Annotated in this window: 15 protein-coding genes; 6 read left to right on the top strand and 9 right to left on the bottom strand. The window is 70.4% G+C overall.

Going from position 1 to position 16,569, the window contains the following annotated elements; translation table 11 throughout:
* Nucleotides 1–31 precede the first annotated feature (31 nt).
* From LWF15_RS19060 to LWF15_RS19025, 8 genes are all read right to left on the bottom strand, one after another.
* Entirely contained in the window at nt 32–472 is a 441-nt protein-coding gene (locus tag LWF15_RS19060; protein WP_232812198.1) for a nitroreductase family deazaflavin-dependent oxidoreductase, read from the bottom strand.
* A gap of 46 nt (nt 473–518) precedes the next feature.
* Nucleotides 519–1,286, bottom strand: coding sequence for an alpha/beta hydrolase family protein (locus LWF15_RS19055; protein ID WP_232812197.1), 768 nt, complete (start codon nt 1,284–1,286; stop codon nt 519–521).
* Nucleotides 1,287–1,351: 65 nt separating this feature from the next.
* Nucleotides 1,352–2,104 carry an SDR family NAD(P)-dependent oxidoreductase gene (locus LWF15_RS19050; RefSeq protein ID WP_232812196.1) on the bottom strand — a complete coding sequence of 251 codons (753 nt, stop codon included), beginning with the start codon at nt 2,102–2,104 and terminating at the stop codon, nt 1,352–1,354.
* 29 nt (nt 2,105–2,133) lie between these two features.
* Nucleotides 2,134–4,842 (bottom strand): alpha-L-rhamnosidase, encoded by a 2,709-nt coding sequence (locus LWF15_RS19045; RefSeq protein ID WP_232812195.1) that lies wholly within the window; start codon nt 4,840–4,842, stop codon nt 2,134–2,136.
* 44 nt (nt 4,843–4,886) lie between these two features.
* Nucleotides 4,887–5,801, bottom strand: coding sequence for a carbohydrate ABC transporter permease (locus LWF15_RS19040; RefSeq protein WP_232812194.1), 915 nt, complete (start codon nt 5,799–5,801; stop codon nt 4,887–4,889).
* Nucleotide 5,802: 1 nt separating this feature from the next.
* Nucleotides 5,803–6,687: a carbohydrate ABC transporter permease gene (locus LWF15_RS19035; protein ID WP_232812193.1), complete on the bottom strand. Its 885-nt coding sequence runs from the start codon at nt 6,685–6,687 to the stop codon at nt 5,803–5,805.
* A gap of 109 nt (nt 6,688–6,796) precedes the next feature.
* Nucleotides 6,797–8,131 (bottom strand): ABC transporter substrate-binding protein, encoded by a 1,335-nt coding sequence (locus LWF15_RS19030; protein ID WP_232812192.1) that lies wholly within the window; start codon nt 8,129–8,131, stop codon nt 6,797–6,799.
* Nucleotides 8,132–8,236: 105 nt separating this feature from the next.
* Nucleotides 8,237–9,280 carry a LacI family DNA-binding transcriptional regulator gene (locus LWF15_RS19025; protein WP_232812191.1) on the bottom strand — a complete coding sequence of 348 codons (1,044 nt, stop codon included), beginning with the start codon at nt 9,278–9,280 and terminating at the stop codon, nt 8,237–8,239.
* Between the two features lie 68 nt (nt 9,281–9,348).
* On the opposite strand from LWF15_RS19025, the gene LWF15_RS19020 reads away from it, so the two are divergent.
* From LWF15_RS19020 to LWF15_RS19010, 3 genes are read left to right on the top strand one after another with little or no spacing between them, the layout of a single operon-like run.
* Complete coding sequence (locus LWF15_RS19020) at nt 9,349–10,143, top strand: IclR family transcriptional regulator (protein WP_232812190.1); 795 nt, start codon at nt 9,349–9,351, stop codon at nt 10,141–10,143.
* Nucleotides 10,144–10,150: 7 nt separating this feature from the next.
* Entirely contained in the window at nt 10,151–11,128 is a 978-nt protein-coding gene (locus LWF15_RS19015) for a PDR/VanB family oxidoreductase (RefSeq protein ID WP_232812189.1), read from the top strand.
* A gap of 40 nt (nt 11,129–11,168) precedes the next feature.
* The gene (locus LWF15_RS19010) at nt 11,169–12,374 is read left to right on the top strand and encodes a cytochrome P450 (protein ID WP_232812188.1); all 1,206 of its coding nucleotides are present in this window, start codon (nt 11,169–11,171) and stop codon (nt 12,372–12,374) included.
* A gap of 2 nt (nt 12,375–12,376) precedes the next feature.
* On the opposite strand, the gene LWF15_RS19005 is transcribed toward LWF15_RS19010, so the two are convergent.
* Nucleotides 12,377–13,294 carry a LysR family transcriptional regulator gene (locus LWF15_RS19005; protein WP_232812187.1) on the bottom strand — a complete coding sequence of 306 codons (918 nt, stop codon included), beginning with the start codon at nt 13,292–13,294 and terminating at the stop codon, nt 12,377–12,379.
* Between the two features lie 125 nt (nt 13,295–13,419).
* Here LWF15_RS19005 and LWF15_RS19000 point away from each other — a divergent pair, with 125 nt between their 5' ends.
* Genes LWF15_RS19000 through LWF15_RS18990 form a run of 3 tightly spaced genes read left to right on the top strand, consistent with a single transcriptional unit; the run spans nt 13,420 to nt 16,562 of the window.
* Nucleotides 13,420–14,412, top strand: coding sequence for a cyclase family protein (locus LWF15_RS19000; protein ID WP_232812186.1), 993 nt, complete (start codon nt 13,420–13,422; stop codon nt 14,410–14,412).
* Nucleotides 14,413–14,461: 49 nt separating this feature from the next.
* Complete coding sequence (locus tag LWF15_RS18995) at nt 14,462–15,592, top strand: FAD-dependent oxidoreductase (protein WP_232812185.1); 1,131 nt, start codon at nt 14,462–14,464, stop codon at nt 15,590–15,592.
* A 28-nt stretch (nt 15,593–15,620) separates the two neighbouring features.
* A complete protein-coding gene (locus tag LWF15_RS18990) occupies nt 15,621–16,562 on the top strand; it encodes a VOC family protein (RefSeq protein ID WP_232812184.1) in 942 nt (313 codons plus the stop codon).
* Nucleotides 16,563–16,569 lie beyond the last annotated feature (7 nt).

The raw sequence follows: 16,569 nt of genomic DNA, 5'->3' as shown, positions 1-16,569 counted from the left end.
CCAGTCTGCCCCCGGTAGGTGCCACATCCTGTCACCTACCGGGGTGAACCTCGGGTTCCAGCACGAACACCGGGATCGGCCGGGCGGTGTGGGCCTGGTACTCGGCGTAGCGGGGCAGCACGGCCACGGCCCGCTGCCACCACTGGGCCTTCTCTTCGCCCGCCAGCTCCCGGGCCAGGTAGGTGCCGGTCCGGGTGCCGTCCTGCAGGTGCACCACCGGGTTGGCCCTGATGTTGAAGTACCAGGCCGGGTTGCGGTCCAGTCCGTCGTTCGAGGCCACCACCGCGTACCGGCCCTCGTGCTCGACCCGGATCACGATCTGGTAGCGCAGCTTGCCGGTCCGGGCGCCGCGCACGGTGAGCAGCACGGAAGGGGCCGGCCCGCTCAGCCCGGCGGTGGTGCCGGTGGCCAGGACCTGTTCGGTCTGCTCACGCACCCAGGGATCGGGGCTGAATTCGACGGGTTCGCTCATGACCCGGACCAGCGCCCGACCGAACCGGAATAGTCCCCCGAGGAGGTCAGGCCGGTGCCTTGCCCAGGTACGGGTCGGCCCAGGCGCTGATGATGCGGGCGGCGCGGTCGGCCTGACCCTGACCGGTCAGGAAGTGGTTGGAGCCTTCCAGGGAGACGAAACTGCGCGGATGACGGGCGATCCGGAAGATCTCGCTGGCGTTCTCGATCCCCACGGTGTTGTCGGTGGGGGAGTGCATGACCAGCAGCGGCATCCGCAGCTCGCTGATCCGGTCGCGCAGGTCGGCGCCGCGTACGTCCTCCACGAAGGAGCGCTTGAGGGTCAGCGCCTTGCCTCCGATGAACCACTCGGCCGAGCCCTCGGCCAGTACCCGCTCGACCACCGCGTCGTAGTGGCGCTCCACCCGGCTCGGATCCACCGGCGCACCGACCGTGGCCACCGCCTGTACCCCCGGCACCTCGCGCGCCGCCGCGATGACTGTCGCGCCACCCCAGGAATGACCGACCAGGAGTTCGACCGGCGTACCCCGCTCGGCCATGAACTTCGCAGCCTGGACGGTGTCGGCGATCTTGACCGTGAAGGACCCGTCGCCCCAGTCGCCCTCGGAGTCGCCCAGCCCGAGGTTGTCGTAGCGCAGCATGCCGATTCCCTCGCGGGCGAGGCGGCGGCAGATGCGGGCTGCGGCGGGGGAGTCCTTGCCCAGGGTGAACCCGTGGGCGAACACGCCCCACCCCCGCGCCGGTGTCTCGGGGATCTCGAGGACGCCCGCCAGGAGGGGGCCCACCGAACTGGGGAAGGTCACTTTCTCGATCACAGTGGCCTGGTTTACCACCCCCGCACGGCAAAGAACGACTTCCCCGGAACAACCCGCCGAAGCCCCTACCCCTGGGAGAGGGCGTGGGCGATCGACTTGACGCCCCCGTGCGCGCTCATCCCGCCGTCGACCGGGATCTCGGCCCCCGTCACGAATCCAGAATGTGGGCCCAACAGAAAATTGATGACGTCGGCCACGTCGTCGGCGGTCCCCACCCGTCCCAGCGGGGTCTCGTTGAGGTTGGCCGCGCGGAATCCGGGGGAGGCGGACTCGGTCATCGGGGTCTCGATGTAGCCGGGGTGGACGATGTTGACCCGGATCCGTCGTGGCCCCAGTTCCAGCGCCGCGGTCTTGACCAGGCCCCGCAGCGCCCACTTGCTGGTGGTGTAGGCCAGCGGCACGTGAGCCGTGAGGGCGGCGACCGAGCCCACCACCACGATCGACGCCCCGGCCGGCATCAACGGGGCCAGGGACTGTACGGCCAGCAGGGTTCCCCCGACGTTGACCGCATGCACGGCGGTCAGGTCGCCCGGATGGACCGTGCCCAGCCGCGAACGCCGGGTGATCCCGGCGTTCGCGACCAGACCGTGCACGGTGCCGGGCGAGGCCTGCAGCCGGGCGGCGAGGTTCTTCCAGGCCGTCTCGTCGGTGACGTCCAGCCGCTTGTACTGGGCGCCGCCCAGATCTTCCGCGGGGCGGGCGGTCAGGTCCAGCGCGAGCACCCGGGCTCCTTCGGCAGCGAGCTTCCGGGCGACTCCGGCGCCGATGCCGCGGGCGCCCCCGGTGACCACGATCGTCCTTTGTTGGTCCTGACTCATCCCATTCCCTCGCTTTGGCAATGAACGCCCTAGAAACGCGGACGGGGTGGCAGCGGCCCGACGGGGTCGAGTTCCGCCGCCGGGTGCGGCGCGCTGAACGTGTGGCGGCCCGATCCCACACTCACGGATTCCTGTCCCGGCAACTGCACGTTGGCCGAGCAGTTCGGCGGGACCACCACGGTGACGTCGAGCAAGTGGCCCGAACGCTGCCAGGCAACTTCGGCCGTACCGTAAGGCGTCTCGTGCCGGGCGGAAGCATGTGTCAGCCCGCCGCCGGGACGGGGGCGTACGTCCAGGATCCGGTAGCCGGGGGCGGCGGGGGCCAGACCGGCCAGGACGCGGTGCATCCAGTCGGCGACCGCCCCGAGCGCGTAGTGGTTGAACGACGTCATCTCGCCGGGGTTGACCGTGCCGTCGGGGAGCATGCTGTCCCAGCGTTCCCAGATGGTCGTGGCGCCCATGGTGATCGGGTACAGCCAGGAGGGGCAGCCCTGTTCCAGCAGCAGCCGGTAGGCCGTCTCCAGGTCGCCGACGTCGCTGAGGGCGTCGAGAACCTCCGGGGTACCGGCGAATCCGGTACCGATACGGTGCTCCGCCTCACGGGCCAGATGCCGCAACTGACGCCCGGCCCGCTCCCGCTGATGCACGGTCTCCAATAGGTTGAACCGCAGGGCCAGGGTGTGCGCGGTCTGGGAGTCCGAGGCGCACCGGCCGGAGGGGGTCAGGAACTCGCGCCGGAATCCGGCGGCGACCCGGTCGGCCTCGCCGGCGTACCGCTTCGCCTCTTCCGCTTCGCCGAGCAGTTCGGCCTGCCTCGACAGCAGTCGGGCCGAGTGGGCGAGGTAGGCGGTGGCCACCAGGTACGGGTCGGTGCGCGCCTCGTGGGGGCGGTCCGGGGGAGCGGCCGGGTCCAGCCAGTCACCGAGCTGCGGGCCGGCTGAGATCACGTCGTTCTCGTCGAGCAGCCGCAGGCACCCCTCTACCCAGTCCCGCGCCGCCCGGTAGCCGGCCCGCACCGGAGCCAGGTCGCCGCTGCGCTCATGCAGCACCATCGGCACGACGGTGGTCACATCGCCCCAGACGGCATTGTGGAACTGTGGGAAGGACGTGGGGATGTGCGGCACGTACAACGGCACCAGGCCGTCCGAGCCGGTCTCGGCCGAAACGTCCTGCAGCCACTCGGCGATGCTGGGGGTGGAGTCGAACAGGAAGCTCGCGGTGGGGGCGAAGACCTGCAGATCCCCAGTCCAGCCCAGCCTTTCGTCGCGCTGCGGGCAGTCGGTGGGCACCGACACGAAATTGCCCCGCATGCTCCACACCACGTTCTCGTGCAGCCGGTCGAGCATCTCGTGCGACGAGGAGAACCACCCCGTGCGCTCCATGTCGTCGTGGCACACCACCGCGGCCACATCACCCGCGGTGAGTTCCCCGGGCCAGCCGCTGATCTCGGCGTAGCGGAAACCGTGCAGCGTGAAACGCGGCTCCCACGACTGGCGTCCGCCCTCACGCAGCACATACCGGTCGTGCGAGACGGCCGTGCGCAGAGTGCGTGGGTAGAACTGCCCGTTCTGCAGCACCTCCGCGTGGCGCAGGTCGACCACCGTGCCGGCCGGCCCGTCCACGTCGATCCGTAACCGTCCGGCCAGATTCTGCCCGAAGTCGAGCAGATACGTCCCGTCCGGCCGACGTTCGACCGAGACCGGTGCGATGTGCTCGATCCTGCGCACAGCAGGCCGGATCGGGGCCGTGAGTTCACCGGTCCCCGTCTGCTCGAAAGTCAGCGCTTCGGTGGGTTTCCATGCTTCGGAGTCAAGGGCGCCAACAACGGACGGGGTGGTCCAGTCGCGTTGTTCGGTGCGGGCGTCGTGGTGCTCACCGTCGTACAGGGAGGTGCGGGTGATCGGGCTGCTGGCCCACTGCCACGACTCGTCGGTGACGACCACCTCGCGGCGGCCGTCCGCATAGGAGAGTTCCAGTTGCAGCAGCAGGGCACTGCGGTCGCCGTAGCGGTCCGGCAGCCGGTTCCAGGCCAGTTCGCCCCGGTACCAGCCGCTGGCCAGGTGGGCACCCACGACGTTGTCCCCGGCCCGGAGCAGATCGGTGACGTCGTGGGTCTGGTAGAGCAGCCGGTGTTGGTAGCTGGTCCATCCCGGGGCCAGGACGTCCTCGCCCACCCGGGCGCCGTTCAGCTCCAGTTCGTACACACCGCAGGCGGTCACGTACACCCGGGCCGACACCAGGTCGTCCCGGACGGTGAATGGGCGACGGAGCAGAACCGGAGGACGGTCGTCGCCCCGCAGTTCGTCGGTCACCGGGGGAGCCACGAAGGTTGCGCTCCAGTCGGCGGGTTCCAGCAGGCCGGTCTCCAGCACCGTGGCCGGGCTCCAGTCGCTGGGCTCGTCGTCCGTGTTCGACCAGACCCGCACCCGCACCTGTACCCGCTCGCGCGAGGTCAGGGCCGGGCCCGGCCAGGCGACCAGGACGCTCTGGTCCGACTCGACCCGTCCACTGTTCCAGAGCGGTTGCCCGGCCGGGTCCAGGGCCTCGATCTCGTAGGCGGCCTGCCACCAGCCGGTCTGCTCGGTGCGCACCTGCCAGGACAGCCGGGGCCGGGCCTGGCCGATACCCACCGGGGTGCGGTGGTGCTCGATGCGCGGGGGCTGCACGAGGACGGGTGGGGCGTTGCGGCCCAGGGTGAGACCGGTCTCGGCCGGGGCGCTCACGTCGGACGCTGACATGGTTCTCCTCGCTGGTGATGCCTCAGGTGGTACGCGCCGGCTGCTCAGCCCTTGACCGCGCCCGCGGCCAGGCCCTTCATGACCCGCTGGTTCAGGAACAGGTAGAGCACCAGGGTGCCCAGGACGTTGATCGAGATGGCGGCGAAGAGCGGCCCCCACTGCACGGTTCCGTACTGTCCCTGGAAGCTGAGCAGGCCCGCCTGGATCGTGCGCAGGCCGTCGCTGTTGGTGAAGGTCAGCGAGATCAGCAGGTCGTTCCAGAGGAAGAAGAACTGCACCAGGGCCACCGTGAACACGGCGTTGCGGACCATCGGGAAGCCGATCGAGAAGAACGAGCGGATGATCCCGGCGCCGTCCAGGGTGGAGGCCTCGAAGACCTCCCGGGGCACGGCCCGGAAGTAGGTGGCCATCATGAACACGGTCAGGGGCAGGCCGGTGGCGGTGTAGGTGATGATCAGCGGCCACAGGGTGCCGGTCAGCCCGGCCTGGAAGTAGATGGTGAACAGCGGCAGCAGGATCATCTGGCTGGGCACCATGATCCCGGCCAGGAAGGTGAGCAGGAGGGTGTTGCGGCCCTTGAAGACCATCACCTCGAGGGCGAAACCGGCGGCGACACCGAGCAGGATGATCAGGAACAGCGAGGGGACGACCGACAGCAGGCTGTTGCGCACGTAGGTGCCCATGTGCCCGGTGGTCCAGGCCTCCGCGTAGTTGTTCCACTCCAGCCCCTCGGGCAGGGCCCAGGCGGGATTGTTCTGGAACTCGTCCTGGGTCTTGAACGATCCCAGGAACAGCCACAGCAGGGGGTAGATCTCGAAGACCAGCAGGATGAGGACACCCAGTCGCAGCGGCAGCCGGCGCAGGAAGGTGTTCAGTCGCAGGGGTTCTCGGCGGACCGGGCGGCGGGGGCCGGTGGACGCGTGGCGGACGGCGGACGAAGGCGGCGTGTGGATGGACATGTCAGGCCTCCGTCTGGTCGCGCCGGGAGGAGCGGAAGATGAACAGCGTCACGATCAGGCACATCACGGTCAGCAGCGAGGCGATGGCGGCGCCGTAGCCGTAGTCGCCGTAGGTGAAGGCCGTCTGGAACATGTAGATGGTCAGCGGCGTGGTCTCGCTGCCGGGCCCGCCGTTCGTCAGGGCCAGGATCGAGTCGAAGACCTTGAGCGTGCCGTTGATGCTGAAGATGATCGAGGAGATCAGCACCGGCAGCGAGAGCGGCAGCACGATGTGGCGCACCAGCCGCCAGGTACCTGCGCCGTCCAGCCGGGCCGACTCGACGATGTCGTCCGGAATGTCGACCAGCCCGGCGTACAGCAGCACCGCGTAGAAGCCCATCGAACGCCAGATGTCCATCGCGATGATCACCCAGAAGGCGGTGCTGCCACTGCCGAACCAGTCGACCGACTCGATGCCGAGGCCGTTCAGGCCGGCGTTGACCAGGCCGTTCTGCGGGGCGATCTCGAACATCTTCTGGAACAGCTGGGCCACCGCCACGGTGGGCAGCACCACCGGGAAGAAGACCAGGGTGCGCACCAGGCCGGAGTAGCGGCGCAGGCCGAAGACGTAGACCAGGGCCAGCAGATACCCGAAGAACACCTGTCCGACGGTCACGGTGACCGCGTACTTGAGGGTGAACCACAGGGCGCTGCGGATGTCCCGGTCCTCGAGCAGGTGCTGGAAGTTGCCCAGGCCGTTGGGCCGGTAGCCCTCCAGCACGTTGCCGGTGAAGAAGGTGTAGCCCAGCGACCAGAAGATCGGCACCAGCATCACGGCGGTGTAGACCAGCAGGGCCGGGCCGAGCAGGATGGCGATCGCCTTGCGGTCGCCCAGTACGCGGTTCATCGATGGCCTTCGAGCGTCGGTGGTTGAAGGTGGCCCGAAAGTGCTTCCGGGGCAGGGGGTGCCGGCGGCAGACGCGGGAGGGGGCGCCCGCCGCCGGGCGGGATCCGGCTCAGGAGTCCAGGTCCTCCTGGACCTTGGCCATGAAGTCGGCCGGGCTCAGGTCGCCGGTCACCAGCGGAGCAGCGTTGGTCTGCGACGTGGTGGTGGCCTTGCTGTCGAAGAGCGCCTCGAACCACAGGACGGTGGTGTCGGTGTCGGCGATCCGCTGCTTGATCTCCTTGGTCAGCGGCTTGACGCCGGGTACGTCGCCGGAGGTCTTGAAACCGGAGATCGTCTGCTGGTTCTTCAGCAGTTCGGTGCCGTAGTTCTCGGCGATGCAGGTCAGCCAGGAGCCGACCTTGCCGTCGGGACCGTCGTACTGCTTGGCGCTGATCGCCATCGGCAGGCCGACGTTGGCGGTGAGCTGCGCGCTGGAGCCCTGGCCGCCGCTCACCTCCGGGAACGGCATGAAACCGACGTTTTCCTCGCCGATCTGGTTGCGCTCGGGGTTGTTGAAGTCGGCCAGGGCCCAGGAGCCCATGTAGAACATGCCGGCCTTGCCGGTGAGGAACTGGTTGAAGGCGGTGTCGTAGTCGATCGAGCCGACGCCCTTGCCGAAGTAGTCCTTGGCGCCCAGGTCGGCGATCGCCTGGGCGGCGCGGACGTAGGCGGGGTCGGTGAGCTTGGCCGCGCCGTCGCTGACCTTCTGCAGGGCGTCGGGACCGAGATCGCGCTGCAGGTAGTTGCTGATCAGGCGGGTGAGCGGCCAGCCCTGCTCGCCGGAGGCGGCGAACGGGGTGATGCCGGCGGCCTTCAGCTTCTCGGCCGCGGCCAGGAGCTCGTCCCAGGTGGCCGGCACCTGGATGCCGTTGGCCTGGAACAGTTCCTTGTTGTACCAGATGCCCTCGATGTTGTACTCGTACGGGAGCACGCTGAACTTGCCGCCGTAGAGGGACTTGATCGTGGAGAGGGCGGCCGGCTCGATCTCGTCGTTGACGCCCAGGTCGGCCAGCGCCCGGTCGAGGTCCAGCACGTTCTTCGACCGCTCGAGCGAGACGGTCAGGGACGGGGCGTTGCCGGCCGCGTACTGCACCGGCAGGGCGTCCTGACCGGCCAGCAGCTGCAGTTTCTGGTCGAGCTGGGTCTGCGGGACGGTCTCCACCTTCAGCGGCAGTGCGGCCTGCGCGTCGGCGCACGCGCCGGTGGCCAGCTTCTCGAGTTCCCCCTTGATGGTGGTGTTCTCGACGTTGGTCAGGTAGCTGAACTCCTTCGGGGCCTCGGCGTCGCCGCCGCTGCCCGTGCTGCTGCCGCTGGAGCAGGCCGTCATGACGAGCGCCATCGCACCGGCGCCGACCAGGGTCGGCCACGCCGACCGATCGTGCCGACGAACCCTGGATGTGAACACGAGTCCTCCTTGAGCCGTGCCTTGAAACGTTTAAAAAGCGGGACGAGCAAGGAGGATGCCAAGGAGCTCAGCGCTTTGTCGAGACCAAAACCGTTGTTGTTACCATCAACTCGGCTGATGCGGGGTATCAACGGAACTGTTGCGCACCACCAGGGACGGCTTCAGGGTGAGGGTGCGGTGCCGATGCTGGGGCCGGCCGGTCAGCTCGGCGAGCAGCAGACCGGCGGCCGCGGCGCCCATGGCCGGGCCGGGCTGGCGTACCGTGCTCAGCGGGATCGGGCCGTCGCTGGCGAAGTGGTTGTCGTCGTAGCCGGTCACGGCCACCTCCCCGGGCACCGTCAGGCCGTGCACCGCGGTGAGGTCCTGCACGCAGGCCATGGCCAGGGTGTCGGCCGCGGTGACCACCCCGTCGAAACGGCGGCGGGCCGGCATCCGGGCGATCTGGGCGGCGATCCGCCGGCCCTCGGAAGCGTTCAAGCTCTGGGTGGGCAGGTGCACCAGTGCCAGCCCGGCCTCGTCGGCGGCCCGCTGCGCGCCGCGCATCCGGGCCTCGACCGCTCCCAGAGTGAGCGGTCCGCCCACGAACGCCAGGCGCGTGCGTCCCTGCTCGATCAGGTGCCGGGCGGCCAGGTGACCGCCGAGCTCGTCGTCGGCCACCACCCCGCAGTAGCCCCGCGCCGCGTAGTTGACCAGCACCACCGGCCGGCCCGCGGTCCGGGCCGAGGAGACGTGCTCGAGCGAGGCGTCCAGCGGGGCGAGCAGGATCCCCGAGACCCGGGCCTCGTTGAACAGGTTCAGGTAGTGGTCCTGACGCTGCAGGTCCACGTCGGCGTTGGCGATCATCAGCGACAGGCCGTGCTCCTGGGTGGTTCCCTCGGCGCCCCGGGCGATGTCCACGAAGAACGAGTTGCCCAGGTCGACCAGCACCAGGCCGACGGTGTTGACCACGCCCAGCTTCAGCGACCGGGCGGTGGAGTTGCGCACGAACCCCAGCTCCCCGATCGCCTCCTGCACCCGGAGGCGGGTGGACTCGGTGACCAGCTGGGGCCGGTTCAGGGTGTTGGACACGGTGGCCACGCTCACCCCGGCCCGGCGGGCCACGTCGTTCATCGTCGGCGGCCGGTCGTCCGTGCTGCGTGCCCGCGTCATTCGTCGGAGCGTAGGCCACCCGGTCTGGTGTCATTGAACGGCAGCGACTCGAACGAAGGAGCAGGACCATGGCTCGGTCGGCGTCCGGGGACTCGATCGTCGACCGGGTGGTGCGCCTGCTCGAGGCCTTCGGCCCGGAGCGTCCGGTGCTCACCGTCTCCGAGCTGGCCGCTCGGGCCGGCCTGCCCCTGTCCACCGCCTCCCGCCTGGTCGAGCAGCTCACCGAGCACGGCCTGCTCTCGCGCGACCCGGACCGCCGGGTGCGCGTGGGCCTGCGGATGTGGGAGCTGGCGGCCCGCGCCTCACCGGCCCTGGACCTGCGCGAGGCGGCCATGCCGTTTCTCGAGGACCTGCACGCCGTGGTGCGCCAGCACGCCCAGCTCGGGGTCCTCGACGGGCCGGACGTGCTCTTCGTGGAGCGGCTGTCCGCCCCCGGCGCGGTGATCAACGTGACCAAGATCGCCGGCCGGCTGCCTCTGCACGCCTCGTCGGCCGGGCTCGTCCTGCTCGCCCACGCCGGCCCCGACGTCCAAGAAGAGATTCTCCACCGGCCGCTGCGCGCCTTCACGGCCCGGACCATCACCGAGCCGCAGCGCCTGCGCCGCGTGCTGGCGCAGATCCGGCAGGAAGACTTCGTGCACTGCCGCGGGCACATCCACCCCGACGCAGCCGCACTCGCGGTGCCGGTCCGGTCTGCGAGTGGACAGGTGGTGGCCGCCCTGTCGGTGGTGGTGCCGGACGATGAGCGGGCGCTGAGCCGCGTCCCGGTGCTGCGGGCCATGGCCAGGGGCATCCGGCAGGCCCTGAGCACCGGCCCATTGAATGGGAGCGGCGTTGTGGACCCGGGCCCGCCGTCCGCATGATCCCGGCATGCTCACCGTCGCGCATGAACTCATCGGCGTCTCCGCGTCCACCACGGCCCTACGGGTGGTCGGCAAACGCACTGTCGCGCAGGACGTCTGCGAACTGGCTCTGGCTGCCCCGGACGGTGGCCGCCTGCCGGAGTGGACGCCCGGAGCCCACCTGGACCTGCAGTTGCCCGGCGGCTTCACCCGCCAGTACTCGCTGTGCGGAGACCGCTGGGACCCGGCCACCTACCGGGTCGCCGTCCTGAACGAACCGGGCGGGCGAGGCGGTTCGGCCGTCGTGCACCAGCGCCTGCAGGTCGGCGATCTGGTGGGCGTGGGCGGGCCCCGTAACCACTTCCCGCTGGTCCCGGCCAGGCACTACCTGTTCGTGGCCGGTGGCATCGGCATCACGCCGATCCTGGCGATGATCCGGCACGCCGAACTGCTTGGCACCCCGTGGACGCTGCTCTACGGCGGCCGCACCCGCACCAGCATGGCCTTCCTGGATGAACTGCAGGTCTACGGCGAGCGGGTGCTGATCAGGCCGCAGGACGAGTACGGCCTGCTGAACCTCACCGACGCGCTGGCCGCCCAGCCTTCCGGTGGCAAGGTGTACTGCTGCGGGCCGGCGCCCCTGCTGCAGGCCGTCGAGCAGGCCGCCGCACACTTGCCGCGGGGCTGCCTGCGCACCGAAAGGTTCACCCCCAAGGCCTACGACGCACCGGTGCGCCACACCCCCTTCCAGGTCGAACTGGCCCGCAGCGCGGTCACCGTCACCGTCGATCCGGCCACCAGTGTGCTGGAGGCCATGTCCCGGGCCGGGGTGCCGGTGCTCTCCTCGTGCCGGCAGGGCACCTGCGGGACCTGCGAGACCCCGGTGTTGGAGGGCGTGCCCGATCACCGCGACTCCCTGCTCGGCGAGGCCGAGCGCGCCGCCAACCGCAGCATGTTCGTCTGCGTCTCCCGCTCCTGCGGGGATCGCCTGGTCCTGGACGCCTGACCGGTAGACCTTTTCAACTTCAAGACGATCGGAGCCACCGATGACGCTCGCTCCCGCAGACCGTTCCTGCCCGACTCTGGACACGGACCCGTTCTCCTCGGAGGTGCTGGAGAACCCGCTGCCGTTCCAGCAGGCCCTGCGTGAGGCCGGGCCGGTGACCTGGCTGAGCCGCTACGGCGTCTACGCCCTGGGCCGCCACGCCGAGGTCCACGCCGTGTTGACCGACTGGCAGCACTTCCAGTCCGGCGCGGGCGTGGGGCTCTCCAACTTCCGTGTCGAAAAGCCCTGGCGCCCGCCCAGTCTGTTGCTCGAGGCCGATCCGCCGCACCACGACGCGCCCCGTCACGTCCTGGAACCCATCCTGAGCCCGCGCGCCCTGCGGCAGTTGCGCCCGGCCTGGGCCGAGAACGCCGAGCACCTGCTGGAGGAGGTGCTCGCATCCGGTGCGGAGGTCGATCTGGTCGCATCGATCGCCCAGGCCTACCCGCTGCGGGTGTTCCCTGACGCGGTCGGCCTCGGCCGGGAAGGACGCGAGAACCTTCTGCCGTACGGCGATCATGCCTTCAACGCCTTCGGCCCCGCCAACGAACTGGTGGCCAAGGGGCTGCCCGGCATCGGGGCAGTGGCGGGCTGGGTGAACGACCAGTGTGCCCGGGACCGTCTGTCTCCCGGCGGATTCGGCGCCCAGATCTGGGCCGCCGCCGACCGCGGAGACATCACCCACGAGCAGGCCCCTCTGATCGTGCGCTCGCTGCTGACCGCCGGGGTGGACACCACGGTGCACGGGCTGGCGGCCGTCCTGTACGCCTTCGCCACCCACCCGCAGCAGTGGCAGCGGCTTCGGGCCGAGCCGGGCCTGGCCCGCATCGCCTTTGACGAGGCGGTGCGCCTGGAATCGCCGGTGCAGACGTTCTTCCGCACCACCACCGCCGACGTGCGCATCGGCGAGACGGTGGTCCCGGCCGGGCAGAAGGTGCTCATGTTCCTGGGCTCGGCCAACCGCGACCCGCGCCGCTGGGCCGCCCCGGACGTCTTCGACCTGGCCCGCGACCCTTCTGGTCACGTCGGTTTCGGTATGGGCATCCACCAGTGCGTGGGCCAGCACGTGGCCCGCCTCGAGGTGGAGGCGGTGCTGACGGCTCTGGCCCACCGGGTACGGCGGATCGAGTTGACCGCTGCGCCGGTGCGCCATCACAACAACACCCTGCGCGCGTTCGCCTCGATCCCTGCCCGCCTGGTGGCCTGACTTCAGTCAGGCGTGACGGCCAGATCCACGGCCCGGCGCACCACGTCGCGCAGGTACTGGTGTTCCGGGTCCTCGTCGTGGACCGGGTGCCACCACATCGCCTCGATCAACGGCGACACCTCGAAAGGACACGGCACGGCCCGCACTCCGGCGTTCAGCGGCAGCAGATCGACCAGGCGGCGCTGCAGCAGCGCCACCCGGTCGGTGCCGGCCACCAGCGCCGGGACGGTCAGGAACGACTCGGTGATCACCTGCACCCGCGGCTCGATCCCCAGCATCCGCATCTGCCGGGCCGCCGGGGTGGAGGCGGTGGGCCCGTGGTACGACATCACCCAGGGCAGTTCCCGCAGGTCGTCGGCGCTCAGCCCGTTCTGCGCGGCGGCCGCGCCGGAGGCGATCAGGCAGACCCACTCGTCCCGGTACAGGTCGGTGTGCGGCATCCCGGTGAGGAAGCCGTGCGGCATGATCAGCAGATCGGTCATCAGCAGCGACCGGTCGGCGTGGTCGACCGCGCTGGGCACGTTGCCGGCCAGCCGCAGCCGGGCCTCGGGCGCCTCCGCGGCCAGGATCCCGGCGATCGTGTCGCCCAGCACGGTGACCGCGTAATCGCTGATCAGCAGCGAGAACTCGCGGCTGGAGGTGGCCGGGTCGAAACCGCTGCGGGCCTCGAAGACCTGCTCGGCACCGGCCAGGGCGACCCGCACCAGCGGTTCCAGCTGCAGGGCCAGCGGGGTCAGCCGGTACTCGTTGCCGACCCGGGTGAGCAGGTCGTCGTCGAAGTGCCGGCGCAGGCGCCCCAGCGAGGCGGACAGGGCGGGCTGGCTCAGGCCCATCTCGGTGGCCGCCCGGGTCACGCTGCGCCGGCGCAGCAGCGCGTCCAGGGCGACGAGCAGGTTCAGGTCCAGTCGGGCCAACGTCATGGCCCTGATCTATCACGGGTGACCCGGGCCATAAGAGCGATGGATAGAGCGCATCACCATTCTCGTCTTCCCGGCCGGTGGGGGCCCGCAGCAGAGTGACGGTGTCGTCTCAAGGAGGATCCGACATGCCCGAACCGCTCGACCGCCCCGACCGCCTCGACCCCCAAGGCGCCGTGCAGGCGGCCGCCAAGCGCTGCTCCAACTGGGGCCGCTGGGGTCAGGACGACCGGATCGGCACCCTCAACTTCCTCGACGAGGCCAAACGGCGCGAGGGAGCCGGGCTGGTCCGCCGGGGAGCGAGCTTCTCGCTGGCCCTGCCGTTCGACACGAACGGCCCTCAGAACGGCTGGCGGCGACGCACCAACCCGGTGCACACCATGCTGGACACCGGCACCGACGCCGAGCGCGGCCTGCAGGGCTTCCCGCACGGCCTCGGCGGCGCCGACGACGTGGTGTTCATGCCCCTGCAGTGCTCCACCCAGTGGGACGGGCTGGGCCACATCTTCGACCACGGCAAGGCCTGGAACGGCCGGCCCGCCGGGGACGTGGTCACCAGCGAGGGCGACCTGGTCACCGGGATCGAGACGGTGGCCGCGCTGATCGCCGGCCGGGGCGTGCTGCTGGACGTCGGGCGGGCCCTGGGCGAGCACGGCGAACTGCCCGACGGGTTCGCCGTCACCACCGAGCACCTCACCCGGACCGCGAGCGAGCAGGGAGTCGCCGTCGGCCGCGGTGACCTGGTCCTGGTGCGCACCGGGCGGCTCACCCGGGCCCGCCGGGACCTGGCCGCCGGCCGCGGCTGGAACGGCTACGCCCAGGGCCCGGCCCCGGGCCTGTCGTTCACCACCGCCGACTGGCTGCACGACTCCGAGATCGCCGGGATCGCCACCGACACCTGGGGCTTCGAGGTGCGCCCGAACGAGTTCGAGGTCGCCTTCCAGCCCCTGCACCAGGTCGCCATCCCCAACATCGGCCTGTTCATCGGCGAGATGTGGGACCTGGACGCGCTCGCCGCCGACTGTGCGGGCGACGGGGTCTGGGAGTTCTTCCTGACCGCGGCCCCGATCCCGGTCACCGGGGCGGTCGGGGCGCCGGTCAACCCCGTCGCGATCAAGTAGACAGCCACCTGCCCGGAGGCAGGGATTCAAGGACGAAGGAGTCTGGGGCATGCCCGCAGTGCAGAACGTGCTCGTCGTCGGGGGCGGCGCCGCCGGTACGGCGGTGGCCATCCGGCTGGCCGACGCCGGTGTGGCGGTCGACCTGGCCGAGCTCAAACCCGAACCGATGGGCGTTGGTTCCGGGATCACGCTGCAGGGCAATGCCTTGCGGGTCCTGCGGCAGCTGGGCGTCTGGGAGCAGGTGCAGGCGGCTGGTTACGCGTTCGACAGCCTGGGCCTTCGAGCCCCCGACCCGGCCGGCACGCTGCTGGTGGAGATGCCCGACGACCGCACCGGTGGCCCGGACCTGCCCGCCACGGTCGGTATGCCCCGCCCCGAACTGGCCCGCATCCTGCTGGAACGGGCCGCCGACGCCGGCGTGAAGGTGCGCTTCGGCCGGACGGTCACCGGGCTGGAGCAGGACGGCGACGGGGTGGACGTGACCTTCGCCGACGGCTCGCGCGGCCGCTACGACCTGGTGGTCGGCGCCGACGGCATCCGTTCCAGCGTGCGCCGGCTGCTCGGGGTGGAGCTGGACACCAAGGCGGTGGGGATGGGGATCTGGCGCACGTTCGGGCCGCGTCCGGCCGGCGTCACCCGCACCGACCTGTTCTACGGTGGCCCCTCGTACATCGCCGGCTACTGCCCGACCGGCGAGAACTCGCTCTACGCCTACATCGTCGAGCCCGCCCAGGACCGTTCCACGCTGAGTGACGAGCAGCGGCTGTCCACCATGAAGCAGCTCGCCGAGGCCTACCACGGCCCCTGGGACGAGATCCGCGAGAACCTCACCGACCCGTCCCGGGTGAACTACACCTGGTTCGAGACGCACGTGCTGCCCGCGCCCTGGAACCGCGGCCGGGTCGTGCTGATCGGCGACGCGGCCCACTCCTGCCCGCCCACGGTCGCGCAGGGCGCGGCGATGGCCCTGGAGGACGGCGCGGTGCTGGCTGATCTGCTGCTGGGCGGTGAGCGGGTCGACGACGAACTCTGGGACGCCTTCACCGCCCGCCGCTTCGAGCGCGCCAGCACGGTGGTGGAGGCCTCCAACCAGCTGTGCACCTGGCTGCTGAACAACGAACGGGGCGACGTGCCGGGCCTGATGCACCGGGTCGCGCAGACCGTCAGCAGCCCTGCCTGAAGAATTCGGCTAGAGAAGGAATCGACCGATGACGACCGATCGCCTGATCACCCACCTGCGGCACGTCGACCTGGCGGTGCCCGACCACGCCCGGCAGCTGGCGTTCTACCGGGACAACTGGGGGCTGCGGCCCGAGCACAGCGACGGGAAGCTGACCTTCCTGGCCGCCGAGGGCTCGCCGGAGCAGTACGTGGTGCGCCTGCGTGAGGCCACCGACAAGCGCATCGACCTGATCGCCTTCGGTGTGGCCACCCGCGCCGACGTGGACACCCTGGCCGGCCGGCTGGCCGTCGACGGGGTGAAGCTGGTGCACGAGCCGCGTGAACTGGACACGCCCGGAGGCGGTTACGGCGTGCGGTTCTTCGACAACGAAGGACGCACGGTGGAAGTCAGCGCGGACGTGGCGGTTCGCGAGCACCGCAAGATCGAGAGCGGCGAGGACGTCCCGGTGCGCCTGTCGCACGTGGTGATCAACTCGGCCGACCCGGACGGCACCCGCCGTTTCTACGAGAAGCACCTGGGTTTCGCCCTCTCCGACACCCTGATGCACCCGCGGATGGGCGAGATGATGTGGTTCATGCGGATCAACGCCTGGCACCACAGCCTGGCGATCGCCCGGGGCCCGCACCCCTCCCTGCACCACGCCTCGTTCGAGCTGCGCGGCCTGGACGAGTACATGCGGGGCACCGGGCGGCTGCTGCGGGCCGGGGTGGAGAAGATCTGGGGGCCGGGGCGGCACCTGGCCGGCAACAACACCTTCAGCTACTTCCTCGACCCGCACGGCAACACCATGGAATACACCACCGAGCTGGAAGAGGTGGACGAGGACACCTGGCACCCGCACGTCTACGACTTCTCCAACCCGGAGGTCTCCGACCAGTGGGGCACCGCCAACGCGATGAACGAGTTCGTCGCCTCCCGCTCGTTCAACGACCCCGACCGCGGCCTCTTCGTCGCCCCGCCGGTGTGAGGGGCGG

The organism is Kineosporia rhizophila (assembly GCF_021277265.1).
Taxonomy (GTDB): domain Bacteria; phylum Actinomycetota; class Actinomycetes; order Actinomycetales; family Kineosporiaceae; genus Kineosporia; species Kineosporia rhizophila.
This window is presented reverse-complemented; position numbering and strand designations above follow the sequence as displayed.